General features: G+C 70.4%; 25 protein-coding genes. 18 read left to right on the forward strand and 7 right to left on the reverse strand.

Annotation, left to right across the window (positions count from 1 at the left end; all coding sequences use genetic code 11):
• Positions 1 to 17 precede the first annotated feature (17 nt).
• The 8 genes from ACIOHC_RS02530 (at position 18) to ACIOHC_RS02565 (ending at position 7355) form a co-directional block, all read left to right on the forward strand.
• A complete protein-coding gene (locus ACIOHC_RS02530) occupies positions 18 to 1046 on the forward strand; it encodes a PhoH family protein (protein WP_351079103.1) in 1029 nt (342 codons plus the stop codon).
• Positions 1047 to 1058: 12 nt separating this feature from the next.
• Positions 1059 to 1556, forward strand: coding sequence for an rRNA maturation RNase YbeY (gene ybeY / locus ACIOHC_RS02535; protein ID WP_351079104.1), 498 nt, complete (start codon positions 1059 to 1061; stop codon positions 1554 to 1556).
• Positions 1553 to 2845: a hemolysin family protein gene (locus tag ACIOHC_RS02540; RefSeq protein ID WP_351079106.1), complete on the forward strand. Its 1293-nt coding sequence runs from the start codon at positions 1553 to 1555 to the stop codon at positions 2843 to 2845. Before ybeY ends, ACIOHC_RS02540 begins: the two co-directional genes overlap by 4 nt.
• A complete protein-coding gene (locus tag ACIOHC_RS02545) occupies positions 2842 to 3195 on the forward strand; it encodes an MmcQ/YjbR family DNA-binding protein (protein ID WP_351079108.1) in 354 nt (117 codons plus the stop codon). The genes ACIOHC_RS02540 and ACIOHC_RS02545 overlap by 4 nt, the downstream gene beginning before the upstream one ends.
• An 88-nt stretch (positions 3196 to 3283) precedes the next feature.
• Positions 3284 to 3637, forward strand: a complete 354-nt coding sequence (locus ACIOHC_RS02550; protein ID WP_351079110.1) for a cytidine deaminase — start codon at positions 3284 to 3286, stop codon at positions 3635 to 3637.
• A 246-nt stretch (positions 3638 to 3883) separates the two neighbouring features.
• Complete coding sequence (locus ACIOHC_RS02555) at positions 3884 to 5236, forward strand: beta-xylosidase (RefSeq protein WP_401841055.1); 1353 nt, start codon at positions 3884 to 3886, stop codon at positions 5234 to 5236.
• Positions 5237 to 5319: 83 nt separating this feature from the next.
• On the forward strand, positions 5320 to 6264 hold the full coding sequence (locus ACIOHC_RS02560; protein ID WP_365692347.1) for a WxL protein peptidoglycan domain-containing protein: 945 nt from the start codon (positions 5320 to 5322) through the stop codon (positions 6262 to 6264).
• 62 nt (positions 6265 to 6326) lie between these two features.
• Positions 6327 to 7355: a GTPase Era gene (locus ACIOHC_RS02565; RefSeq protein WP_351079113.1), complete on the forward strand. Its 1029-nt coding sequence runs from the start codon at positions 6327 to 6329 to the stop codon at positions 7353 to 7355.
• A 53-nt stretch (positions 7356 to 7408) separates the two neighbouring features.
• Here ACIOHC_RS02565 and ACIOHC_RS02570 read toward each other — a convergent pair whose 3' ends face one another.
• Together ACIOHC_RS02570 and ACIOHC_RS02575 are read right to left on the reverse strand one after the other, a co-directional pair.
• On the reverse strand, positions 7409 to 7675 hold the full coding sequence (locus tag ACIOHC_RS02570) for a protealysin inhibitor emfourin (protein ID WP_351079115.1): 267 nt from the start codon (positions 7673 to 7675) through the stop codon (positions 7409 to 7411).
• A gap of 37 nt (positions 7676 to 7712) precedes the next feature.
• The gene (locus ACIOHC_RS02575; RefSeq protein WP_401841058.1) at positions 7713 to 8789 is read right to left on the reverse strand and encodes a M4 family metallopeptidase; all 1077 of its coding nucleotides are present in this window, start codon (positions 8787 to 8789) and stop codon (positions 7713 to 7715) included.
• Between the two features lie 294 nt (positions 8790 to 9083).
• On the opposite strand from ACIOHC_RS02575, the gene leuA reads away from it, so the two are divergent.
• The 7 genes from leuA to ACIOHC_RS02610 all read left to right on the forward strand — a co-directional run bounded on the left by leuA (position 9084) and on the right by ACIOHC_RS02610 (position 17731).
• The gene (gene leuA / locus ACIOHC_RS02580) at positions 9084 to 10880 is read left to right on the forward strand and encodes a 2-isopropylmalate synthase (RefSeq protein ID WP_351079120.1); all 1797 of its coding nucleotides are present in this window, start codon (positions 9084 to 9086) and stop codon (positions 10878 to 10880) included.
• A gap of 240 nt (positions 10881 to 11120) precedes the next feature.
• The gene (locus ACIOHC_RS02585; RefSeq protein ID WP_351079122.1) at positions 11121 to 11798 is read left to right on the forward strand and encodes a TerB family tellurite resistance protein; all 678 of its coding nucleotides are present in this window, start codon (positions 11121 to 11123) and stop codon (positions 11796 to 11798) included.
• Between the two features lie 159 nt (positions 11799 to 11957).
• Positions 11958 to 14060, forward strand: a complete 2103-nt coding sequence (locus tag ACIOHC_RS02590; RefSeq protein ID WP_351079124.1) for an MMPL family transporter — start codon at positions 11958 to 11960, stop codon at positions 14058 to 14060.
• A gap of 65 nt (positions 14061 to 14125) precedes the next feature.
• A complete protein-coding gene (locus ACIOHC_RS02595; RefSeq protein WP_351079175.1) occupies positions 14126 to 15328 on the forward strand; it encodes a histidine kinase in 1203 nt (400 codons plus the stop codon).
• Entirely contained in the window at positions 15325 to 16008 is a 684-nt protein-coding gene (locus ACIOHC_RS02600; protein WP_365692311.1) for a response regulator transcription factor, read from the forward strand. Before ACIOHC_RS02595 ends, ACIOHC_RS02600 begins: the two co-directional genes overlap by 4 nt.
• Positions 16009 to 16127: 119 nt before the next feature.
• Positions 16128 to 16874: a DNA repair protein RecO gene (gene recO / locus ACIOHC_RS02605; protein WP_351079130.1), complete on the forward strand. Its 747-nt coding sequence runs from the start codon at positions 16128 to 16130 to the stop codon at positions 16872 to 16874.
• A 35-nt stretch (positions 16875 to 16909) separates the two neighbouring features.
• Positions 16910 to 17731: an isoprenyl transferase gene (locus ACIOHC_RS02610; protein WP_351079133.1), complete on the forward strand. Its 822-nt coding sequence runs from the start codon at positions 16910 to 16912 to the stop codon at positions 17729 to 17731.
• A gap of 37 nt (positions 17732 to 17768) precedes the next feature.
• Here the strand turns inward: ACIOHC_RS02610 and ACIOHC_RS02615 are convergent, their stop codons facing one another.
• From ACIOHC_RS02615 to ACIOHC_RS02630, 4 genes are all read right to left on the reverse strand, one after another.
• Complete coding sequence (locus ACIOHC_RS02615; RefSeq protein WP_351079136.1) at positions 17769 to 18203, reverse strand: Fur family transcriptional regulator; 435 nt, start codon at positions 18201 to 18203, stop codon at positions 17769 to 17771.
• Between the two features lie 65 nt (positions 18204 to 18268).
• Positions 18269 to 19162 (reverse strand): metal ABC transporter permease, encoded by an 894-nt coding sequence (locus ACIOHC_RS02620; RefSeq protein ID WP_401841063.1) that lies wholly within the window; start codon positions 19160 to 19162, stop codon positions 18269 to 18271.
• Positions 19163 to 19164: 2 nt separating this feature from the next.
• Complete coding sequence (locus ACIOHC_RS02625) at positions 19165 to 19944, reverse strand: metal ABC transporter ATP-binding protein (RefSeq protein ID WP_401841064.1); 780 nt, start codon at positions 19942 to 19944, stop codon at positions 19165 to 19167.
• A 38-nt stretch (positions 19945 to 19982) separates the two neighbouring features.
• Positions 19983 to 20936, reverse strand: coding sequence for a metal ABC transporter substrate-binding protein (locus ACIOHC_RS02630; protein ID WP_351079145.1), 954 nt, complete (start codon positions 20934 to 20936; stop codon positions 19983 to 19985).
• A 208-nt stretch (positions 20937 to 21144) separates the two neighbouring features.
• Here ACIOHC_RS02630 and ACIOHC_RS02635 point away from each other — a divergent pair, with 208 nt between their 5' ends.
• From ACIOHC_RS02635 to ACIOHC_RS02645, 3 genes are all read left to right on the forward strand, one after another.
• On the forward strand, positions 21145 to 22527 hold the full coding sequence (locus ACIOHC_RS02635) for a glycine--tRNA ligase (protein ID WP_351079148.1): 1383 nt from the start codon (positions 21145 to 21147) through the stop codon (positions 22525 to 22527).
• 112 nt (positions 22528 to 22639) lie between these two features.
• Positions 22640 to 22843, forward strand: coding sequence for a hypothetical protein (locus ACIOHC_RS02640; protein ID WP_351079151.1), 204 nt, complete (start codon positions 22640 to 22642; stop codon positions 22841 to 22843).
• Positions 22844 to 23153: 310 nt separating this feature from the next.
• Positions 23154 to 23372, forward strand: coding sequence for a DUF6243 family protein (locus tag ACIOHC_RS02645; RefSeq protein WP_351079154.1), 219 nt, complete (start codon positions 23154 to 23156; stop codon positions 23370 to 23372).
• A gap of 90 nt (positions 23373 to 23462) precedes the next feature.
• Here ACIOHC_RS02645 and ACIOHC_RS02650 read toward each other — a convergent pair whose 3' ends face one another.
• Positions 23463 to 24932, reverse strand: coding sequence for an MFS transporter (locus tag ACIOHC_RS02650; RefSeq protein WP_401841068.1), 1470 nt, complete (start codon positions 24930 to 24932; stop codon positions 23463 to 23465).
• Positions 24933 to 25013: the final 81 nt, after the last annotated feature.

Genomic DNA, 25013 nt, shown 5'->3' on the forward strand with positions numbered 1-25013 from the left:
GGCCACAGAGCCGGCCCATGACTCAGACACCCACAGCCCAGACCCTGGCGCCGGGGCAGGCGCGAGCCCAGTTCACCGTTCCGGCCAAGCATCCGATGGTGACCGTCCTGGGCTCCGGTGACGCCCTGCTGCGCGTGATCGAAACGGCCTTCCCGGCGGCCGACATCCATGTCCGGGGAAACGAGGTCAGCGCCGCCGGAGACGCGACGGAAGTCGCCCTGATCCAGCGCCTGTTCGACGAGATGATGCTGGTGCTCCGCACCGGTCAGCCGATGACGGAGGACGCAGTGGAACGCTCGATCGCCATGCTCAGGGCGAGTGAGAGCGGCGAAGGGGACGGTCAGGAGACGCCGGCCGAGGTGCTCACCCAGAACATCCTCTCCAGCCGCGGTCGCACCATCCGTCCCAAGACGCTCAACCAGAAGCGGTACGTCGACGCGATCGACAAGCACACGGTCGTCTTCGGCATCGGCCCCGCGGGCACCGGCAAGACCTATCTCGCCATGGCGAAGGCGGTCCAGGCCCTGCAGTCCAAGCAGGTCAACCGGATCATCCTGACCCGGCCCGCCGTCGAGGCGGGCGAGCGGCTCGGCTTCCTGCCGGGCACGCTCTACGAGAAGATCGACCCGTATCTGCGCCCGCTCTACGACGCCCTGCACGACATGCTCGACCCCGACTCGATCCCGCGGCTGATGGCGGCGGGCACGATCGAGGTCGCGCCGTTGGCCTACATGCGTGGCCGCACGCTCAACGACGCGTTCATCATCCTCGACGAGGCGCAGAACACCAGCGCCGAGCAGATGAAGATGTTCCTGACCCGGCTCGGCTTCGACTCGAAGATCGTCGTCACCGGTGACGTCACCCAGGTCGACCTGCCGAACGGGACCAAGAGCGGTCTGCGTCAGGTCCAGGACATCCTGGACGGCGTCGAGGACGTGCACTTCTCCCGGCTCACCTCCCAGGATGTCGTCCGGCACAAGCTGGTCGGCCGTATCGTCGACGCGTACGAAAAGTACGACAGCCGAGACAGCCACAAACGGAAGTAGTCGCAGCGCACCATGTCGATCGACGTCAACAACGAGTCCGGAACCGAGGTCGACGAGCAGGCGATCCTCGACATCGCCCGCTACGCGCTCGCGCGGATGCGGATCCACCCGCTCTCCGAACTCTCGGTGATCGTGGTGGACACCGACGCCATGGAGCAGCTCCACATCCAGTGGATGGACCTGCCGGGGCCGACGGATGTCATGTCCTTCCCGATGGACGAACTCCGTCCGCCGTCGAAGGACGACGAGGAGCCCCCGCAGGGGCTCCTCGGTGACATCGTGCTCTGCCCGGAGGTCGCCAAGAAGCAGGGCGAGGACGCGGAGACCCGGCACTCCATGGACGAGGAGCTCCAGCTCCTCACCGTCCATGGAGTGCTGCATCTCCTCGGGTACGACCACGAGGAGCCGGACGAGAAGGCCGAGATGTTCGGCCTCCAGGCCGCGATCGTGGACGGCTGGCGCGCCGAGCGCGGCCTGACCGGTCCCTCGCCCGCCCCCACCGTCTCGTGAGCGTTCCTCTCGTCCTCGGTGCCGTTCTGCTGGTCGTCGTCGGCTGGCTGGCGGCCTGCGCGGAGGCGGGTATCGCCCGCGTGTCCAGCTTCCGGGCCGCCGAGGCCGTCCGCTCCGGGCGGCGCGGCAGTCAGAAGCTCGAACAGGTCGCGGCCGACCCGACCCGGTATCTCAACGTCGCCCTGCTGGTGCGGGTCGCCTGCGAGATGTCGGCCGGTGTGCTCGTCACCTACGCCTGCCTGAAGGAGTTCCCGCAGACCTGGGAGGCGCTGGCCGTCGCGATGGCCGTGATGGTCCTCGTGTCCTATGTCGCCATCGGCGTGTCACCGCGCACCATCGGCCGCCAGCACCCGCTGAACACGGCCACCGCCGCCGCCCACGTGCTGCTGCCGCTGGCCAGGGTCATGGGCCCGATCCCGCAGCTGCTGATCCTCATCGGCAACGCGCTGACGCCCGGCAAGGGGTTCCGCAAGGGACCGTTCGCCAGCGAAGCCGAACTGCGGGCCCTGGTCGACCTCGCCGAGGCGGAGTCGCTGATCGAGGACGAGGAGCGCCGCATGGTGCACTCCGTCTTCGAGCTCGGTGACACGCTCGTGCGCGAGGTCATGGTGCCTCGGACCGACCTGGTCTGCATCGAGCGCTACAAGACGATCCGGCAGGCGCTGACCCTGGCGCTGCGCTCCGGTTTCTCGCGGATCCCGGTCACCGGGGAGAACGAGGACGACATCGTCGGCATCGTGTACCTCAAGGACCTGGTCCGCAAGACGCACATCAACCGGGAGTCGGAGGCCGATCTGGTCTCCACGGCGATGCGGCCGGCGGCGTTCGTGCCCGACACGAAGAACGCCGGCGATCTCCTGCGCGAGATGCAGCAGGAGCGCAGCCACGTCGCCGTCGTGATCGACGAGTACGGCGGCACCGCGGGCATCGTCACCATCGAGGACATCCTCGAAGAGATCGTCGGCGAGATCACCGACGAGTACGACCGTGAACTCCCGCCGGTCCAGGAGCTGGAGAACGGCTGCTTCCGGGTGACCGCCCGCCTCGACATCGGCGACCTGGGGGAGCTGTTCGGCCTCGACGAGTTCGACGACGAGGACGTGGAGACGGTCGGCGGTCTTCTCGCGAAGGCGCTCGGACGGGTTCCGATCGCCGGTGCGTCCTCGCCGGTCGACCTGCCCGACGGCCGCCGGATCCGGCTGACCGCGGAGTCCCCGGCGGGCCGCCGGAACAAGATTGTCACGGTGCTGGTGGAGCCCGTGGAGCCGGAGGGGGTGGAGGAGGGGTGACTCCGCATCAGCTGAGGGCCTTCTGCCTGGAGTTCAACGCGAGCGTCGAGGAGTTCCCGTTCGGGCCGGAGGCGTCCGTCTTCAAGGTGCTCGGCAAGATGTTCGCGCTCAGCACGTTGGACGCGCGTCCACTGACCGTGAACCTCAAGTGCGATCCGGACGAGGCGGTGCGGCTCCGCGAGGAGTACGACGCGGTGGTGCCGGGCTGGCACATGAACAAGCGGCACTGGAACACGGTGACGGTGTCCGGGGTGCCGGACCGGGTGCTCCGTGAGCTCATCGAGGACTCCTACGACCTGGTGGTGGCGGGTCTGCCGAAGGCGGAACGGCTGCGACTGGACCGGGCGTAGGACGTTGCGGGGCGGGGCCTTCGGCGCGTCGTCGGTCATGGGAAGGGCCGGGGCGGGGAAGGGGCCCTTCGGTTCGTATGCTCGGCACATGACTGAGAGCACCGACCTCGGCCCCGAGGACCGCAAGATCGTCACGCTGGCGCGCAGCGCCCGCGCCCGCAACGGTGTGCCGGAGGGCGCGGCCGTACGGGACGAGACCGGACGGACGTATGTCGCGGGCACCGTCCGACTGGAGTCGCTGAAGCTCAGCGCCCTGCAGACCGCCGTGGCGATGGCCGTGGCCAGCGGCGCCACGTCGCTGGAGGCGGCCGCGGTCGTCTCCGAGGCGCAGACCCCGTCGGACGCGGACCGCGCCGCGGTACGGGACCTGGGCGGCCCGGACACCCCGGTCCTGCTCGCCGGGCCCGACGGTGCGCTGCGGGTCAGCGTGACGGCGGGCTGACGGCGACAGGACCCGTACCTGGGGTACGGACGCCCCGCACCCCGCCGGCGCGGGGCGTCCGTACCCCCAGGTGGGAGGAACGCGCGGATCTTGACACCATCTGATGGTCCATCAGTCGATGCGTTTCGCTTCCATTGACTTCTTTTCGGCCGGAGTCGTCAATGGGCCCCCTGTCGGCGCAGAAGAGCCGCTGTGCCGCATCCCGCAGGAGGGGGCTCCATGCGTCCGACCGTTCGAAGCAGCAGCATGCGAAGATCCGGCGCGCGAAGAGGTTCCGGGCGCGGCCGTCGCTGGGGCGCCGCGCTGGGCGTGGGCGCGCTCGTCGTGGCCGGGGGCGGGGGACTCGCGGGCCCCGCGCAGGCCATGGTGACGGCCTCCGTGCCGGTGGACTTCCCCACCCACTGCATCCCGCCGGCCATCGCGGGCATCCCCCCGATCGACGGGCCGACCAAGGCCGAGATCACCGTCGACAACGCCGCACCCACGGTGGGCGACACCGTCACGGTCACGTACACCGTCGTCAAGCCCGCCGCGGGCAACCCGGTCGATCTGGCCCTGCCCGCCGACATCATGACGCCGACCGGCAAGGTCACCGTCGGCGGCGCGCAGTCCGCGAGCATCACCGTCGCGGGCCCGAAGAAGAACGCCCCGGTACCCGGCAAGGGCGACTTCCCGTCGTTCTCGATGACCGGCACGTTCACGGTCACCGCGCCCGGACGGATCACGCTGTCGCCCGGTGACTACAACATCCACACCAGCTACATCATGGAGCTGGACACCCCCTGCACGGTGACGGATCCGCCCGCCCCCGTCTCCGAGACGATCCTCGCGACGGACGGCGGCGGCCAGGTCAACGAGCGTGCCATCCAGCTCGGGGCGGCGTCCGGCAAGGCGGGCGACGCGGTCACCGTGACCGGGTCGAAGTTCACCGCGGGCGCGGACATCACGCTGGCGGGCCGGGCCGGGGACAAGCAGACCGCCGACACGGCCACCGTCAAGGCGGACGGCTCCGGCGGCTTCAGCGGCCGGCTCACCGTCGACGATCCGGCGACCACCGGCATCGTCGCCTACGAGGGCGGTGCCTGGGACGCGGGCAAGGGCGCGGGCCCGCAGGCCTACACCGTCACCGGGGGCGGCGGGATCCCTGACGGCAGCCAGCGGCTCGACTCGTCCGTGAAGGCGGGCACGCTGTCCATGGTCCAGGCCGGGGACACGGTCGAGATGTCGGCGGTCGACTTCGGCAGGGGCGGCGCCTCCCGCGGCTCCCTGCAGACGGTGACGGTCGAGGACTACCGCGGCGGGCCCGCCGGCTGGTCCCTGACCGGAAAGGTCACCGACTTCAAGGGCCCCGGCGGCGCCACGATCGGGGCGTCCGCACTCGGCTGGACCCCGGTCTGCGCGACGAGGGCCGGAAGTCCCAGCATCTGTGCGGCCGGTTCCCAGGGGCCGGTCGGCAGCGCGGGCGCCACGCTGGCGTCCACGCCGAACGGGACCCTCACCGGCGGCGAGTTCACCGTCGACGCCAGGCTCGCGCTGAACGTACCGGCGTACACCGCCCCCGGCGCGTACTCCGGCGTGCTCACCCTCACCCTCACGTGACCGAGCAGCCCCGACCGATCCGGTGGACCGGGCGCGCACCCGCCCGGACCACCGACGACACGACCACCCGGGGGTCCCGCACCGTGCGCAAGCTGTCCGTACTCCTCCTGGCCGGCGCCCTGCTGCTGACCGGCGCCCCCGCCGTCCACGCGGCGGACAACGGCAGCTGGGCGGTCTACCCGGCCACCGCCCAGGCCGGTCAGCGCCCGTACTTCTACCTCTCCGCCGACCCCGGCGCCACGCTCGACGACCGGGTCACCGTCACCAACAAGACGGACCGGCCGCAGACCTTCCGGCTGTACGCCGCCGACGCCTACAACACCCCGCGCGACGGAGGCTTCGCCGTCCGTGCCCAGAACGAGCGACAGCGCTCGGTCGGCGCCTGGGCGAAGACCGACCGCGACCGGATCACGGTTCGGCCGCACGGCTCGGTCACCGTGCCGGTCACCATCACCGTCCCCGAGGACGCCGAGCCGGGCGACCACCCCGGCGCCCTCGTCGCCCTCGACGAACGCATCGACCCCGCCGACGCGGGCGCCGTCGCCGTCGGCATCCGCAAGGCGGTCGGTGCCCGGATCTACCTGCGGGTGAACGGACCGACCATGCCCGCGCTCTCCGTCGACGACGTGAAGGTCGAGCACACCCAGCCACTGGTCCCGGGCACCGGGAAGAGCCGGGCCGTGATCTCGTACACGCTCCACAACCGGGGCAACGTCACCCTCAACCCCAAGGTCGCCCTCAGGGCCGAGGGCCTCTTCGGCCGCACCCTGCTCGCCCGCGACCTGAAGAAGATCCCCTCCGAGCTGCTGCCCCGCCAGCAGGTCCGGCTGACCGAGCAGTGGGCGGACGCGCCCCAGCTGGAATGGGGCGAGATCGAAGTGACCGCGAGCGCCCGCGACACCCGCGAGTCCGCCGCCGTCGGGTACTTCGCCCTGCCCTGGCTGGTGGCCGGGGTCCTGCTGGTGATCGTCGGCGCGGGCGCGGGACTGTGGATCCGGGCCCGTCGGAGCCGTACCGGCACGGCCTGAGGCGACGCGCGACAGGCCCCGCCGCGCCCCTTGGTACGGCGGGGCCGCCGGGATCGGGGACAATGGGCGCCATGAGCGTTCGACCTGACACAGAAGCCGCTGCACAGCAGGCTGCGAACAGCGCCCCGCACAGGGCCGGTTTCGCCTGCTTCGTGGGCCGCCCCAACGCGGGCAAGTCCACCCTCACGAACGCTCTGGTCGGCCAGAAGGTGGCGATCACCTCCAACCGGCCCCAGACCACCCGGCACACCGTGCGCGGCATCGTGCACCGCGAGGACGCGCAGCTGATCCTGGTCGACACCCCGGGCCTCCACAAGCCGCGCACCCTGCTCGGCGAGCGTCTCAACGACGTCGTGCGCACCACGTGGGCCGAGGTCGACGTCATCGGCTTCTGCCTGCCGGCCGACCAGAAGCTGGGCCCCGGCGACAAGTACATCGTCAAGGAACTCGCGGGCATCAAGAAGACCCCGAAGATCGCCGTCATCACCAAGACCGACCTGGTCGACTCCAAGCAGCTCGCCGAACAGCTGCTGGCCGTCTCCCGCCTCGGCGAGGAGCTCGGCTTCGAGTGGGCCGAGATCATCCCGGTCTCCGCGGTGAAGGCGGAGCAGGAGGCGGGACGCAGTCCCTCGAACAAGGGCGGTGGTGGCAGAGGGGCCGGCCAGGTGGACCTGCTGGCCGATCTGATCGCCCCGCTGCTGCCCGAGAGCCCGCCGCTCTACCCGGAGGGCGACCTCACCGACGAGCCCGAGATGGTCATGGTCGCGGAGCTGATCCGTGAGGCCGCGCTCGAAGGCGTACGGGACGAGCTGCCGCACTCCATCGCGGTCGTCGTCGAGGAGATGCTGCCGCGCGAGGACCGCCCGGCGGACAAGCCGCTGCTCGACATCCATGCCAACGTCTACATCGAGCGCCCCAGCCAGAAGGGCATCATCATCGGCCCGAAGGGCAAGCGGCTGAAGGACGTCGGCACGAAGTCGCGCAAGCACATCGAGGCACTGCTCGGCACGCCGGTCTTCCTGGACCTGCACGTGAAGGTGGCCAAGGACTGGCAGCGCGACCCGAAGCAGCTGCGCAAGCTCGGGTTCTGACCCGGGTCAGGGACGTGCCGGTGTTCCGGCCGCTGCCCAGGCGCGCGCCCGTCTCACGCGCCCTCCTTCAGGACGCGTGAGATCAGTGCGCGCTGGGCGTCGGTCAACCGGGGGTCCGCGCAGTGGATGGTCCGGTCACCGACCGTGATCCGGTACCGGAAACCGTCCGGGACGCCGAGGGGCGGGGTGTCATGGCCCGAGACGAGCGCCGAGCGGGCCAGTGCCTCCCACTGCGCGGCGTCGGCCCGACCGGCGGTGTCGACCTCGCCATGGCGTGCGATGCCGGCGAAGCCGCCGGTCCTGCTGACCTGAATCCGCATGCGGTGTCCTCCATCGCCGGACGGGCCGGGAAATGCCCTACGCGGTCGGCACGCCCACCTCCGACCATGCCTTCAGGACGGCCTCCGCCTCGTCGCCCTCTCCGAAGCGGCTGCGGGCCGCGGCCACGGTCAGCCGGGCGAAGGACGCGAAGTCCGCGTCCACGGCCAGTCGACCACCTGTGAGCACATCGAACCAGAGCTGCCCGGCGCGTTCCCACGCGTTGCCGCCGAGGGCCGCCGCCAGGAGATAGAACGCCCGGTTCGGGATGCCGGAATTGAGGTGCACTCCGCCGTTGTCCTCGCCGGTGTGGATGTAGTCCTCCATCGACGCGGGCTGCGGGTCCTTGCCGAGCACGTCGTCGTCGTACGCCGTTCCCGGTGCCTTCATCGAACGCAACGCCTCGCCCCGGACACCGGGGGCCAGCAGTCCGGCGCCGATCAGCCAGTCGGCCCGGTCGGCGCTCTGGCCCAGCGAGTACTGCTTGACCAGGGAACCGAAGACGTCGGACATCGATTCGTTGAGCGCGCCGGACTGGCCGTAGTAGCTCAGATTGGCGGTGTACTGGGTCAGGCCGTGCGTCAGTTCGTGGGCGATCACGTCGATGGCGACGGTGAAGTCCAGGAAGATCTCCCCGTCCCCGTCGCCGAAGACCATCTGCTCGCCGTCGAAGAAGGCGTTGTTGTACTTCTCGTCGTAGTGCACGGAACCGATCAGCGGGAGCCCGTTGCCGTCGATCGAACGGCGGCCGTATGCCTTGAGCAGCAGTTCGAAGGTGGCGCCGAGTCCCGCGTACGCGCGGTTGACGCTCGCGTCCTTCGTCGGCTCCTGGCCCTCGGCACGGACCTTGGTGCCGGGCAGCCGGGTGCGGTGACGGCAGTCGTACAGCGTCCGGTCGGGCTTGTCGGACGCCTCGTTGCCGGTCGTGGGGGTGACGGGCACGGTGACGACCGTGGCCATCTGGCGGCGGGTGCGGCGGGCGGCGTCGCTCTCCAGGGTGCGGCGGGCGGGGCCCGCGAGGTCGGGGTTGTCGGACTGCGACAGCTTGTCGAGGACGTGGGGCGGCACGATGGTGCAGAAGACGGGGCGGAACCCGTGCTGAGACTGAGGCTGCATGCAGCCGACTGTGGCACCGGGTAACGGCCATGTCACTGGTTGCGACCAGGATTGACGAAATGGAGTGATCGATCACTCTTGGGCGTTTCCGGCGCCCGGTCCCGCATACTGATACGGGACGGACGCATCAGGCGCCTCTCGGTTAGTCTCGTCGCATCATGCGTTTCGGGCTGCTTCTTCTTAGCTGCCGCGGCGAGGGCCTGTAGTCGTAGGCCGACCCCCTCCCCGCGGAGTCTGGTGCTGCAGCGACACAGTCGGCCGTCCCATTGGTTGGACCCCGAGGAGCCGTACGCCATGACCGCCGCACATCCCGCTCAGACCCCCGCCGGGAACGCTGTCGGACGCCCGACGCCGATCACCAACGCCACTCAGCTGCAGAAGCCGTCCGGGATGCCGATCCACAAGTACGGCCGGTACGAGGCCGTCGAGATCCCCGACCGCACCTGGCCGGACAACCGGATCACCGTCGCGCCCCGCTGGCTCTCCACCGATCTGCGTGACGGCAACCAGGCCCTGATCGACCCGATGTCGCCGGCCCGCAAGCGCGAGATGTTCGATCTGCTCGTACGCATGGGCTACAAGGAGATCGAGGTCGGGTTCCCGTCCTCCGGCGAGACCGACTTCGCGTTCGTCCGCTCCATCATCGAAGAGGGCGCGATCCCCGAGGACGTGACGATCTCCGTCCTGACGCAGGCCCGCGAGGACCTGATCGAGCGGACCGTCGAGTCCCTCGTCGGCGCCCACCGCGCGACCGTGCACCTGTACAACGCGACGGCGCCCACCTTCCGCCGGGTCGTCTTCCGCGGCTCGAAGGACGACATCAAGCAGATCGCCGTGGACGGCACCCGGCTGGTCATGGAGTACGCGGAGAAGCTGCTGGGCCCGGAGACGATCTTCGGCTACCAGTACAGCCCCGAGATCTTCACCGACACCGAGCTGGACTTCGCCCTGGAGGTCTGCGAGGCGGTCTGTGACGTCTGGCAGCCGGAGGAAGGTCGCGAGATCATCCTCAACCTGCCCGCCACCGTGGAGCGTTCGACCCCTTCCACGCACGCGGACCGGTTCGAGTGGATGTCGCGCAACCTGTCGCGCCGCGAGTTCGTCTGCCTGTCGGTCCACCCGCACAACGACCGCGGCACCGCCGTCGCCGCCGCCGAACTGGCCATCATGGCCGGTGCGGACCGGATCGAGGGCTGTCTGTTCGGCCAGGGCGAGCGCACCGGCAACGTCGACCTGGTCACCCTGGGCATGAACCTGTTCTCGCAGGGCGTCGACCCGCAGATCGACTTCTCGCAGATCGACGAGATCCGCCGCACCAGCGAGTACTGCAACCAGATGGAGGTCCACCCGCGCCACCCCTACGCGGGCGACCTGGTCTACACCGCCTTCTCCGGCTCCCACCAGGACGCCATCAAGAAGGGCTTCGACGCCATGGAGGCCGACGCGGCCGCCCGGGGCACGACGGTCGACGACATCGAGTGGGCGGTGCCGTACCTGCCGATCGACCCGAAGGACGTCGGCCGCAGCTACGAGGCCGTCATCCGGGTCAACTCGCAGTCCGGCAAGGGCGGAATCGCCTATGTCCTGAAGAACGACCACAAGCTGGACCTGCCGCGCCGGATGCAGATCGAGTTCTCCCGGATCATTCAGGCCAAGACCGACGCCGAGGGCGGTGAGGTCACACCGACGCAGATCTGGTCCACGTTCCAGGACGAGTACCTGCCGAACCCGGACAACGCTGCGGCTCAATGGGGTCGCGTGCAGATCCGCTCCGGTCAGACCACGACCGGCTCCGACGGCCAGGACACCATCACCGTCGAGGCGACCGTGGACGGCGCGGACACCGTGCTGACCGGTACTGGAAACGGCCCGATCTCCGCGTTCTTCGAAGCGCTGCAGGCCATCGGCATCGATGCCCGTCTGCTGGACTACACCGAGCACACCATGAGCGAGGGTGCCAGCTCCCAGGCCGCCTCGTACATCGAGTGCGCGATCGACGGCAGGGTCCTGTGGGGCATCGGTATCGACGCCAACACCACACGTGCCTCGCTGAAGGCGGTCGTCTCCGCCGTCAACCGCGCCACCCGCTGACCCGGTGCCCGAAAGGGCATGAAGCCGCATGGCCGAGAACCCCGTCCACCCGTATCCGGGGGCGGGGTTCTCGGCCATCTCCGGCGGTTGTGACGACCGAGGTGCTGACGCCACATCGTGACTGTGGTTAACATCACGTCGACACGGCAATGTTGCCGGAGGGGGCACCTCCCGTGCCTTTAGGGCCACGGGGGAGTTACGGAGGTGTGCGACGTGCGGTCAGCCCGGGGACAACGCGCCATGAAGCTGCGTATCTGCGGCATCCGCACCATCTGGGACACCGTCGGGGACGGGGAGTTCTTCTGCCCCGGCTGCGGCGGCGACCGCAACTACCGTCGGCTCACCGGCCGTCGCCGTTTCGCGGTGCTCGGCGTGCCGATGGTGCGGCGCGGCACCACGGGACCGGTCGTCGAATGCGCCGCCTGCCGGGACCGGTTCGACACCGACGTGCTGGACCACCCCACCACCACCCGGTTCTCCGCGATGCTCAGGGACGCCGTCCACACGGTCGCGCTCGGCGTCCTCGCGGCCGGCGGCACCGCCTCCCGCACGGCCCTGGAGGCCGCGGCCGCCCTTGTGCGCGACGCCGGATTCGACGACTGCACGGAGGAACAGCTCTCCACCGTCGTCGAGGTCCTCGCCGCCGACATCGGCCATGGCGCCGCCTTCGACCCGGCGGCCGAGGCCTGCGGTGCGGCCCTCGCCATCGAACTGCACGAGGCACTGGAACCCCTCGCCCCGCACCTGGCCCCCGCCGGACGCGAATCGATCCTGCTGCAGGGGGCCAGGATCGCGCTCGCCGACGGCCCGTACGGGCAGGCGGAGCGTGAGGTGCTGACCATGGTCGGCGGGGCGCTGCAGCTCTGCCCCGAGGACACCGCCCGACTGCTCGCGGCGGCTGCGCGCACCCCCTCCTGAACGGCCCCGTCCGCACCGGGCGCGTACTCCCGCGGGAGTAGTCGGGCCCGCGGGCCCACTGCGGCAGTAGCCGCGAACTCGGCCCCGGGCGCGACGTGTCGGGCGCTTTTCGCCAGGAGTCTGGACAGGAACCAGACACCCGGCGGAAGGGGGCCCGTCATGAGGGCCGCAGTGGAATCGAGCGGTACGCGTTCACGGCCGCGCAACCGGCGGCGCGTGCTGCCCTGGGCGATCCTCGCCCTCTGGGTCGCCGCGATCGCGCTCGCCGGCCCACTGGCGGGCAAGCTCGGCGGTGTACAGACCAACCGCGCCGTCGATTACCTCCCGGCGAGCGCCGACTCCACCCAGGTGGCGAAGATCCAGGACGAGCTGCCCGGCGGCGAGGCCACCGAACTCGTCCTCGTCTACCACCGCGACGGCGGACTGACCGCCGCGGACCGGGCACTGGCCGCCGCGCAGACCGCCGAGATCGCCCGCGGCCACGCACTCACCGGGACGCCCCGCCCCGTGCCGTCCGAGGACGGCACGACCCTGATGTACCCGGTGTCCACCACCGAGCCGGGGCAGGACGACGATGCCAGAACCGCCTTCGTCGACGAGGTGCGTGCGGTCGCCGAGGGCGGCGGCGGACTGAGCGTGGACGTCGGCGGCCCGGGAGCGCTCGATGTCGACGCGAAGAAGGTCTACGGATCCGTCGGCGGCCCACTGCTCTACACGACCGTCGCCGTCGTCGCGATCCTGCTGATCCTCATCTACCGCAGCCCGATGCTGTGGTTGGTGCCGCTCGTCGTCGCGGGGGTCGCCGACATGCTGTCCATGGCCGTCGTGTACGGACTCCACCAGGGCTTCGACATCACCGTCACCAGCCAGAGCTCCGCCGTGATGACCATCCTCGTCTTCGGTGCGGGCACCGACTACGCGCTGCTGCTCGTCTCCCGGTACCGGGAGGAGCTGAGCCGCGTCGAGAGGCCGTACGACGCGATGACGGCCGCCCTGCGGGGCTGCGGGCCCGCGATCGTCGCCTCCTCCGGAACCGTCGCCGCCGGCATGCTGTGCCTGCTCGCCGCCGACCTCACCAGCAGCCGGGGCATGGGCCCCATCGCCGCCGTCGGGGTGCTCTGCGCGCTGCTCGCCATGACGACGCTGCTGCCGGCGCTGCTGGTGCTGCTCGGCCGTCGGCTGTTCTGGCCGCTCGTCCCCACGTACGGCAGCGTGCCCCGGCGGCGCCGTTCGCTCTTCGCCGCGATGGGCGGCTCGGCCGGGCGCAGGCCGGTGACCGTGCTCGCCTGCGGGGGAGTGCTGCTGGGCGCGCTGGCACTCGGTGCGTTCAACCTGCCCGGCGATCTCAAACAGGAGGACTCCTTCACCAGCAAGCCGGACTCGATCGCGGCGATGGGGACCCTCGCCGCCGCCTACCCCGGCCGCTCCACCCAGCCGATCACCGTGATCACCCCCACCGAACGGGCCGGGGCGACCCTGGCGAAGGTCCGTGCCACCGAGGGCGTCGCAGCCGTCGAACGCGGTCGCAGCGGCGGCGGCTGGACCGAACTGTCCGTGGTCGCCACCGACCGGCCCGAGTCCGCGGGGGAGCGGGCGACCATCGAGGCCCTGCGCGACTTGCTGGACGGCAGCCACGTCGGCGGGCCCAGCGCCCAGCAGATGGACGCGGAGACGGCCAACGCCCGGGACCTCAGGACCGTCGTCCCGCTCGTCCTGGTCTCCGTCCTGCTGATCCTGATCGCACTGCTGCGCAGCCTCGTCGCTCCACTGCTGCTGGCCGCCGCCGTCGTCGCGGTGTGGGGCGCCTCGCTCGGCATCGGGGGACTCGTCTTCGAACCGCTCCTCGGAATGAAGGGCACGGACCCCGGACTGCCGCTGCTGTCCTTCGTCTTCCTGGTGGCACTCGGCGTCGACTACGGCATCTTCCTGATGCACCGGGTCCGCGAGGAGACCCTCTCCGGCACCGCACCGACAGTCGCCGCACTCACCGCACTGCGCACCACGGGCGGGGTGATCGCCTCGGCGGGCCTGGTGCTCGCGGCCACCTTCGCGGTCCTGCTGAACATGCCGATCGTGAGCCTGGTCCAGATGGGCTTCGTCGTCGCCGTCGGCGTCCTCCTCGACACCTTCCTCGTCCGCACCTACCTGGTCACCTCGGCGAGCGTGGCACTCCAGCGGAAGATCTGGTGGCCCGGCGCACTCAGCCGGACCCCCGCCGCACCGGACGGCCCGCGCGAACCCGAACTCCTCACAACAGTCTGACGATTCACCCACCCGTACCGGAGGATGGCAGCGTGTCCCGAACCACGCGCCGACGCGAACGCATCATGGCCGTCGTCAACCGCGACCCCATGGAAGCGCCGCACAAGACGCGCACCGACGCCCTCGTGGCCGGGGGCGCCGGTGCGCTCTCCGTCGTGCTCGCCCTTTTCACCGACCCCGCGCGGTCGCCCGACGCGCTCGGCTGGACGCTGCTGCTCGCGAGCGCGGTGCCGCTCGTGTGGCGGCGGCGCAACCCGCTGCTCGCACTGCTCGCCATGATCCCGCTCCTCGCCCCGTACCACGCGCTCGACAATGCGCACACGGCGCCGATACCGCAGACCTGGATCATGCTCTACACGGTCGCGGTGACGGGCCGGCCGCTGCGCACGGTACTGACCGGGATCGGTGTCCTGTCCGTCATGCTGACCGTGGTGCTCAGCATCAACGCCCATCAGGGCCTGGAGTTGCTGCGCATCTCCGGCTGGGTCGTCGCCGTGCTGTTCTGCGGCGTCGACATGCGTGTCTACCGCCAGTACATGGCCTCCGTGCTGGATCGCGCCGAGCGCGCGGAGCGCACCCGGGAGGAGGAGGCCCGGCGGCGGGTCGCCGAGGAACGGCTGCGGATCGCCCGTGATCTGCACGATCTGCTGGCCCACAGCATCACCCTCATCGGCGTGCAGACCTCGGTCGCCTCGCACATCCTGACCGTCGACCCGGACCGGCTCGACCGGAGTGCGATCGCCGCGTCGCTGGAGGACATCGCCGACACCTGCCGGGAGGCCAGGGCCGAGCTGCGCACCACGCTGGAGGTGCTGCGCGACGTCCGGCCCGACCGCAGCGACCGGGACGAGGCCGAGGGCCCGCTGCCCGATCTGGCGTCACTGCCCGCTCTCGTACGGGCCGCCGAGGCGGCCGGAGCCCGGGTCGACCTCGCGGTCCGCGAGCCGGCCGGCCGGCTCGCCCCGGCGACCGGCGCGGCCGCGTACCGCATCGTGCAGGAGTCGCTGACCAACGCGGTACGCCACGCAGGCACCGGCGTCCGGGTCAGGGTCGCCGTGGCGCCGGACGGCGGCAGCGCGCTGCGGGTCACCGTCACCGACGACGGCGCGGGCCCCCCGAAGGACGGCCCCACCCCCGGCTTCGGCATCGTGGGCATGCGGGAGAGGGCCCGCAGCACGGGCGGCACGCTGGACGCCGGACCCCGCGCCGGAGGAGGCTTCGAGGTCTTGGCTCTGTTGCCGCTGCAGGAGAAGGGGACCGCACCGTGATCAGCGTCCTGCTCGCCGACGACCAGACCCTGGTACGGGCGGCCTTCGCGATGCTCGTCGGGTCCGACCGGGAGATGGAGGTCGTCGCCCAGGCGGGCACCGGCCTCGAAGCCGTCGAGCTGACCCGTGCCCACCGGCCCGACCTCGTCGTCATGGACATCCGGATGCCCGATCTCGACGGCATCGAGGCGACCCGCCGCATCGCCGCCGACGAGCGTCTCGCCGGGGTGAAGGTGCTGGTCCTGACGACGTACGACACCGATGAACACGTCGTCGAGGCACTGCGCGCGGGCGCCTCCGGCTTCCTGGTCAAGGACACCAGGCCCGCCGAACTCCTGGCCGCGATCAGGACCGTGGCGGCGGGCGAGTCCCTGCTCTCACCGGGGCCGACCGCCCGGCTCATCGCCCGGGTGCTGAGCAGCCCCCGGACCCCGCCCGCGGGAGCGCCCGGCGGCCCGGACCGCCTGTCCGAACGGGAGCGCCAGGTGCTCTGCCTGGTCGGGCGCGGGCTGAACAACGCGGAGATCGCCGAGACCCTCGGCCTCAGCCCGCTCACCGCGAAGACCCACGTCAGCCGGATCATGGGCAAGGTCGGCGCCCGCGACCGGGCCCAGCTGGTGATCGTCGCGTACGAATCGGGGCTGGTCGTACCGGCCGCGGGCGGGGCGGACGGGCAGTAGGGTCTCTCGTTCGGATCCTGCCGGGTTCGCGTGCCCCGGTGCCGCGCCCCGCCGCGTTGTCGTCGGCCGCCATGGAGGGGCGGGCCCCATGAGCCGTCCCCGTACCGGACAATGGACGCATGAGCTTGTTCCGGGACGACGGCGTGGTGCTGCGCACGCAGAAGCTGGGCGAGGCCGACCGGATCATCACGATCCTGACCCGCGGCCACGGCCGGGTGCGGGCCGTCGCCCGCGGCGTGCGGCGCACGAAGTCCAAGTTCGGGGCACGGCTGGAACCCTTCTCCCACGTGGACGTGCAGTTCTTCGCCCGGGGCAGCGAACTCATCGGCCGCGGCCTGCCGCTCTGCACGCAGAGCGAGACGATCGCCCCGTACGGCGGCGGCATCGTCACCGACTACGCCCGCTACACCGCGGGCACCGCGATGCTGGAGACCGCAGAGCGGTTCACCGACCACGAGGGCGAGCCCGCGGTCCAGCAGTACCTGCTGCTCGTCGGGGGGCTGCGCACCCTCGCCCGCGGCGAACACGAGCCGCATCTCATCCTCGACGCCTTCCTGCTGCGGTCGCTCGCCGTCAACGGCTACGCACCCAGCTTCGAGGACTGCGCGAAGTGCGGAATGCCCGGACCGAACCGTTTCTTCTCCGTCGCGGCGGGCGGCGTCATATGCGGCGACTGCCGGGTGCCCGGCAGCGTCGTACCCTCGGCTGAGGCCGTCGCCCTGTTGAGCGCGCTGCTCACCGGCGACTGGGAGACAGCGGACGCGTGCGAGGCGCGTCATGCCAGGGAGGGGAGCGGACTGGTGTCCGCCTACCTGCACTGGCATCTGGAGCGCGGACTGCGCTCACTGCGGTACGTAGAGAAGTGACACAGGCAGATCAGGCAGAGGGAGCGAGACAGTTCATGGCAGTACGCGGGATGCTCGGCGGCCGTAACCGGCGCGACTACAAGACCCCGGAGCCGCACCCCTCCGGAGCCACGCCCCCGAAGATCCCCGGCGAGCTGGTGCCCAAGCACATCGCCGTCGTGATGGACGGCAACGGCCGCTGGGCCAAGGAACGCGGCCTCCCGCGCACCGAGGGCCACAAGGTCGGCGAGGGCGTCGTGATGGACGTCCTCAAGGGCTGCATCGAGATGGGCGTCAAGAACCTCTCGCTGTACGCGTTCTCCACCGAGAACTGGAAGCGGTCCCCGGAGGAAGTGAAGTTCCTGATGAACTTCAACCGGGACGTCATCCGCCGCCGCCGTGACGAGATGGACGAACTGGGCATCCGCATCCGCTGGGTGGGGCGCATGCCCAAGCTGTGGAAGTCCGTCGTCCAGGAGCTCCAGGTCGCCCAGGAGCAGACGAAGGACAACGACCGGATGACGCTGTACTTCTGCGTCAACTACGGCGGCCGGGCCGAGATCGCCGACGCCGCACAGCGCCTCGCGCAGGACGTCGCGGCCGGGAAGCTGGACCCGTCGAAGGTCAACGAGAAGACGTTCGCGAAGTACATCTACTACCCGGACATGCCGGACGTCGACCTCTTCGTCCGCCCCAGCGGTGAGCAGCGCACGTCCAACTACCTGATCTGGCAGAGCGCCTACGCCGAAATGGTCTTCCAGGACGTGCTCTGGCCGGACTTCGACCGCCGCGACCTGTGGCGGGCCTGCCTGGAGTACGCCCAGCGGGACCGGCGGTTCGGCGGCGCGGAGGAAGCGGTCCAGGAGCCGAAGGGCTGAGGAAGGGGGGTCCGGGGGCGGCGCCCCCGGACCGTCGTCAGCTCTTCGCGCTCGCGCACTCCGCGCACGTTCCGAAGATCTCCACCGTGTGCGCCACGTTCACATATCCGTGCTGCGCGGCGATCGTCTCCGCCCACTGCTCCACCGCGGGCCCCTCGACCTCCACGGCCTTGCCGCACATCCGGCACACCAGGTGGTGGTGGTGATCCCCGGTCGAGCAGCGCCGGTACACGGACTCGCCGTCCGTGGTGCGCAGCACATCGACCTCGCCCGCGTCGGCGAGGGACTGAAGGGTGCGGTAGACGGTGGTCAGCCCGACCGAGTCACCGCGGTGCTTGAGCACGTCGTGCAGCTCCTGGGCGCTGCGGAACTCGTCCACCTCGTCGAGCGCCGCCGCCACCGCCGCCCGCTGCCGGGTCGACCGGCCGCGTACCGGGGCCGCGTTCGTTCCACTGATCGGCGCCGTCGCCACAGCAGCCTCCTCGTGTCGCCCGTACCTGTGTCGGGCCATTGTGCCAGCCCGTCCGGGCGTCACGGTCAAACCCGGAGTTCGTCCGTGGCCGAACGGGAGGCCGGTACCTCAAGAGTGCACTCCCCGGGCGCCGCTTCGCTCTGCCGGGCGCGCCTTCCGGCGAGCGGGGTCGCGAGCAGGGCCAGGCCGACGAAGACCACGATGGCCAGCAGCACGATCGTCGCGCCGGGCGGGACGTCCTGGTAGTACGAGGTCACGGTGCCCGCCAGGGTCACCGCCGTACCGATGACGACCGACAGCACGAACGTCACCTTGAAGGACCTGGAGATCTGCTGCGCCGCCGCGACCGGCACCACCATCAGCGCGCTGACCAGCAGCAGCCCGACGACCCGCATCGCCACGGTGACGGTCACCGCCGCCGTCACGGCGACCAGCAGGTTCAGCGCGCGCACCGGCAGGCCGGTGACCCGGGCGAACTCCTCGTCCTGGCTGACGGCGAAGAGCTGCCTGCGCAGCCCCAGCGTCACCAGCAGCACGAAGGCGGCCAGCAGACAGATCGCGGTGACGTCCTCGGTGGAGACCGTGGACAGGGAGCCGAAGAGGTACGAGGTGAGGTTGGCGTTGGAGCCGGTGTCGGAGAGGTTGATCAGCAGGACACCGCCCGCCATGCCGCCGTAGAACAGCATGGCCAGCGCGATGTCGCCGCGGGTGCGCCCGTACCAGCGGATCAGCTCCATCGCGACGGCGCCGACGACGGCGACCGCCGTGGCCATCCACACCGGGCTGGTGGAGAGCAGGAAGCCGAGGCCGACACCGGTCATCGCGATATGACCGATGCCGTCTCCCATCAGGGCCTGGCGGCGCTGGACGAGGTAGACGCCGACGGCGGGGGCGATGACGCCGACCAGTACGGCGGCGAGCAGGGCCCGCTGCATGAACGGAGGGTCGAGGAATTCCATGATCAGCTCAGCAGTCCGGTCCGGACGGGCTCGGAGGCCGCGTAGGGGTGTACGTGGTCGTGTCCGGGCAGGGCGTGCTGGCCCAGCGCCTTCGGGGGCGGCCCGTCGTGCATCACACAGCCGTCGCGCAGCACGATCGCGCGGTCGATGAGCGGCTCCAGCGGGCCGAGCTCGTGCAGGACGAGCAGCACCGTGGTGCCGGCCGCGACCTGTTCCCGGAGCGTCGCCGCGAGGATCTCCTGGCTGGCCAGATCGACGCCGGCCATCGGCTCGTCCATGATCAGCAGCTCCGGTTCGGCGGCCAGCGCCCGCGCGATCAGCACCCTCTGGTGCTGTCCTCCGGAGAGCGCGTCCACCGAGTCCTTGGCCCGGTCGGCGAGGCCGACGAGCTCGATGGCCCGGTCGACGGCGACCCGGTCGGCCTTGCGCAGCAGCCCCAGCTTCGTACGGGACAGCCGTCCGGAGGAGACGACCTCACGGATCGTGGCGGGGACACCGCCGGCCGCCGTGGTGCGCTGGGGGACGTAACCGACACGCGCCCAGGTGCGGAAGCGGCGCAGCGGGGTGCCGAACAGTTCGACGGAACCACCGGAGAGCGGCACCTGGCCGATGACGGAGCGCACGGCGGTCGACTTGCCCGAGCCGTTGGCGCCGAGCAGGGCGACGACCTCGCCGCGGTGGACGGTCAGGTCGATGCCGCGCAGCACCACACGCGCGCCGAGTGCGGCCGTGGCGCCCCGCAGGGCTATGACGGGCTCGGTCGTGCTCCCGGACTCGGGCATGAGCGCCTCCGATACTGCTGTGGCCGGTGTTGCGTGGATCACTTCGCGCCGAGCGCCTTCTGCAGGGCGGCGAGGTTGGACCGCATGACCTCGATGTAGTCAGCGCCCTTGGACTTGTCCGTGATTCCCTCCAGCGGGTCCAGGACGTCGGTCCTCAGTCCGGTGTCCTTGGCGAGGGTCTTCGCGGTCTTGTCGCTGGCGAGCGTCTCGAAGAATACGGTGCTGACCTTGTTCTTCTTCGCGATGGTGTGGATCTCGTCGATCCGGGCGGGGCTGGGCTCGGCCTCGGGGTCGACGCCGGCGATGCCCTCCTGGGTCAGACCGTAGCGTTCGGCGAGGTATCCGAAGGCGGAGTGGGTGGTGATGAAGGTCTTGGTCGCCGTGTTCCTCAGGCCGTTCGCGTACGCGGTGTTCAGGCCGTCGAGCCTGGTGACCAGCGCGTCCGTGTTCTTGCGGTAGTCCGCGGCGTGGTCCGGGTCGGTCTTCTCCAGCGACTTCCCGACGCCCTTGGCGACCTCGGCGTACTTCACGGGGTCGAGCCAGATGTGGGGGTCGGCTCCGGCGTTGTCGCCGTGGTGCTCATGACCGTGTTCGTCGGCTCCGGTCCCGGTGCCGTGGTCCTCCAGCGTGGTGAGCTTCGAGGCGTCGACCACGTCCTTCGCGCCGGACTGCTTGATGGCGTCGTCGACGGCGGGCTGGATGCCCTTGAGGTAGAGGACGTAGTCGGCGTCACCGAGTCCGCCGATCTGCCGCGGGGTGAGCTCCAGATCGTGCGGCTCGACGCCCGGCTTGGTCAGCGTGGTGACGGAGACGTGCTTCCCGCCGATCTGCTCGGCCAGGAACTGCATCGGATAGAACGAGGCCACCACGTTCAGCTTGTCGCCGTTCTTGTGATCGGCGGCATTCGAGCCGGAGCAGGCGGTGAGCGCCGTGAGGCCGAGGACGGCTGCTCCGGCAACGGCGGCGGTGGGTATGAGGCGGCTTACGTTCATGACAGTCATTTTCAACAAAATTGGAAACGATTGTCAACAAGCCTGACGAGGTGACCGCTCGGCCGTCCGCGCCGATACCGATTTGATCGAAGGGGCGTGCCCGCCGGTAATCTGAAGCATTCGTCCGCCCGTCTCCCGAGCACCACCCCCCCACGAGGCGCTTCGCGCCACCCCTGTCCAGTTTCGTCGTCGTAATGAAGAGAGCACCGTGGCCGCCGACAAGATCGACTCCATCGTCAGCCTGAGCAAGCGCCGTGGCTTCGTCTATCCCTGCAGTGAGATCTACGGTGGTCAGCGTGCCGCCTGGGACTACGGGCCGCTGGGCGTGGAGATGAAGGAGAACCTCAAGCGCCAGTGGTGGCGCTACATGGTCACCTCGCGCGAGGACGTGGTCGGTCTCGACTCGTCGGTCATCCTGGCCCCCGAGGTGTGGGTGGCCTCCGGCCACGTCGCCACGTTCACCGACCCGCTGACCGAGTGCACCTCCTGCCACAAGCGCTTCCGCGCCGACCACCTGGAGGAGGCGTACGAGGAGAAGCACGGTCACGCGCCCGCGAACGGCCTGGCCGAGCTCAACTGCCCCAACTGCGGCAACAAGGGCACCTTCACCGAGCCCAAGCAGTTCTCGGGTCTGCTCTCCACCCACCTCGGCCCGACCCAGGACTCCGGCTCGGTCGCCTATCTGCGTCCCGAGACCGCGCAGGGCATCTTCACCAACTTCGGCCAGGTGCAGCAGACCTCGCGCAAGAAGCCGCCGTTCGGCATCGCCCAGATGGGCAAGTCCTTCCGGAACGAGATCACTCCGGGCAACTTCATCTTCCGCACCCGCGAGTTCGAGCAGATGGAGATGGAGTTCTTCGTCAAGCCGGGCGAGGACGAGGAGTGGCAGCAGTACTGGATGGACCAGCGCTGGAACTGGTACACGGACCTGGGCATGCGCGAGGAGAACATGCGCTGGTACGAGCACCCGAAGGAGAAGCTCTCCCACTACTCCAAGCGCACCGCGGACATCGAGTACCGCTTCCGCTTCGGCGGCAGTGAGTGGGGCGAGCTGGAGGGTGTCGCCAACCGCACGGACTACGACCTCAAGGCGCACTCCAAGGCCTCGGGCACGGATCTGTCCTTCTTCGACCAGGAGGCCGGCGAGCGCTGGACCCCCTACGTCATCGAGCCGGCGGCCGGTGTCGGCCGCGCGATGCTCGCCTTCCTCCTCGACGCGTACATCGAGGACGAGGCGCCCAACGCCAAGGGCGTCATGGAGAAGCGCACCGTGATGCGTCTCGACCCGCGCCTCGCGCCGGTCAAGGTCGCCGTCCTGCCGCTGTCCCGCAACCCGCAGCTGTCGCCGAAGGCCAAGGGTCTCGCCACCGACCTGCGGAAGAACTGGAACATCGAGTTCGACGACGCGGGCGCCATCGGCCGCCGCTACCGCCGTCAGGACGAGATCGGTACGCCGTTCTGTGTCACCGTCGACTTCGACACGCTCGACGACAACGCGGTCACCGTGCGCGAGCGCGACACCATGAAGCAGGAGCGCGTCTCCCTGGACCAGATCCAGGCCTACCTCGGCGCCCGGCTGCTGGGCTGCTGACGCACCACGGTTCGACGAAGCCCCCGGTTCCCCGTACGGAACCGGGGGCTTCGTTGCACACTGTCCACGCCGAGCGTCGCGCCCGCGCCCCACGCGTCCACAGGAGGCTCCGATGCCGTCCATGACTACGAGCAAGGTCAGCAGATGGGATCAGCACGGCCGTGAACACGTCGTCCATGTGACGAAGTCGGGGATGCAGCGGCAGTTGAGCTGCGACACCTGCGGCTGGCGCAAGGGGGTGCAGTTCCTGCCGTGGCTCAAGGCCGGGGAACATCTCGCCGAGGCCCATCAGGCGACGGTCGACCCGACCGCCTGAGCGGACCGCCCGCGCCCGGCGCCGTCGTGCGCGGGCCGGCGTACGTGGGATCGTCGCCGCGGGGCCGTCGCGCGCAGGGGCCGAGCGGCAGGGGGCCGGCGCGCCGCTGAACTCGGCCGTGGTGGCGGTACCCTGCCGGGGCGCGCGGAAAACCAGGTGCCCGGTCCGGTCCGGCCGGGGTACGGTTCCGGCATGTCTTCGTTCTTCCAGATCTACGAGTGAGCGCGCGGCGGGTCCGACCACCCGCCGCCCATCGGATCGATTCCAGGTCGCTTCAGACCTCACTTCTCACCACGAATGGGAGAACACCGTGGCCAAGAGCCGCAACAACCTCCTCGGTGTGGGCGGACAGCGCAAGAAGCTGTCCCGCGCCGATCAGCAGGGCCTGGGCCCCGCGCGCAACGCCGACCGCAAGACCGCTGCCGACCAGAAGCAGGAGCTGCTGCGCAAGATGCGGGAGCGCGCGCAGTCGGGGTCGGCCTCCGCGCAGCCGAGCGCGTCCGAACAGGACACCCCGGCACAGAGCTGACACCTCCTCATCATCCGTACGACCGGGGGCCCGGATCACCAGAAGTGATCCGGGCCCCCGCCCGTGTCCGCGCCCCGTCGCCCTGCGTGCTCACGCCACTCTGCGCGGCAGCCGCAGGCTCAGCAGCGTCGTCAGGACCACCGCGGCCAGCTGCACCAGCAGCGTCATGGCCAGCGCGTCCCGCATCCCGGAGCCCGGGGTCAGGGAGAGGAACAGCGTGCCGAGCGTGGCCACACCCAGGGCCAGCGCGGCCTGCTGAGTGGTCGTCATCACCCCGCCGCCCACACCGGCTCGCGCGGCCGGTACGTCGGAGAGCACGATGCGGAACAGGACGGGCAGTTGCAGCCCCTGTCCGAACCCCGCGATCGCGACCCCTGGCATCAGCCCCAGCACGCCGAGGCCCGACCACCGCTGCCACACGGTGGACGCGAGCACCAGTACGCCCACCGCCTGGATCACCCCGCCCGCCGTCACGATGCGGCTGCCGTACCGCAGGATCAGCCGTGGGCCCGCCAGGGACGCCACGAAGAAGGCCACCGCCATCGGGGCCATCGACAGACCCGCGGCCGCCGGGCCGAGTTTCAGCCCCTGCTGCAGCGCCACCGCGATCACGAACATGAAGCCGCCGAAACCGATCGAGAACGGCACCACCAGCGCCAGCCCGCGCCGCAGCGACTCCAGCCGCAGCAGGCTCGGCGGCACCAGCGGGGTCCGCCCGAGCCGGTCGGCCCGCTGCTCGACCCGGTAGAAGGCGTACGCGGCGAACGGGAACAGGGCCAGCGAGACCCAGGTCCACACCGGCCAGCCCGCGGCGCGCCCCTCGGTCAGCGGAGCCAGCAGCGTCAGCAGCGACACGGTCAGCAGTAGTGTGCCCGGTACATCGATCGGCGCGGGCTTGTCGGAACGGGTCTCCGGCACGGCGCGAGCGGCCAGCACCAGCCCCACCGCCGCCACCGGAACGTTCACCAGGAACACCGAACGCCAGCCCGCGCTCTCGCCGAACACCGACGACAGCGGGGCGGCGGCGACGAGCACACCGCCGAGGATCTGGCCCGCGACCATAGAGAGCCCGGCCGTCGCCCCGTACAGGCTCAACGCCCTCGCCCGCCGGTGCCCGGACGTGGCCGCCTGAATGGTGGCGAGCACCTGCGGCAGCATCAGCGCCGCCGCCGCGCCCTGCGCCACCCGTGCCCCGACGAGTGTCCAGGCGTCCGGGGCGAGCCCACAGGCGAGCGAGGTGATGCCGAAGGCTGCGATCCCCAGCAGGAAGAGCCGGCGCCGTCCGGCCATGTCGCCGAGCCGTCCGCCGAGTACGAGCAGCACGGCATAGGCCAGTCCGTAGCCCGCGACGACCAGTTCGAGCAGCGCGGGGCCCGCGTTCAGATCGTGGTCGATCGTCGGCAGGGCGACATTCACGATGAAGAAGTCGATCAGCGGCAGTGCCGCGCCGAGCAGCACGGTGAACAGTCCGAGTGCGCCGAGCACCGGAGTGGGGTGGTCGTGCCGCACCACTCGGGCGGTGGTGGCGGATACTTCCGTCCGTACAGTTGATTCACTCACGCCATCGAGAATCGCCGTCATCCCAGCCTGGTACCAGAGTCTCGTTATCCTGGTACAAGCAGCACCTGGCAGAGTGCCGGG

Source organism: Streptomyces sp. NPDC088252 (genome assembly GCF_044740965.1).
Classification (GTDB): domain Bacteria; phylum Actinomycetota; class Actinomycetes; order Streptomycetales; family Streptomycetaceae; genus Streptomyces.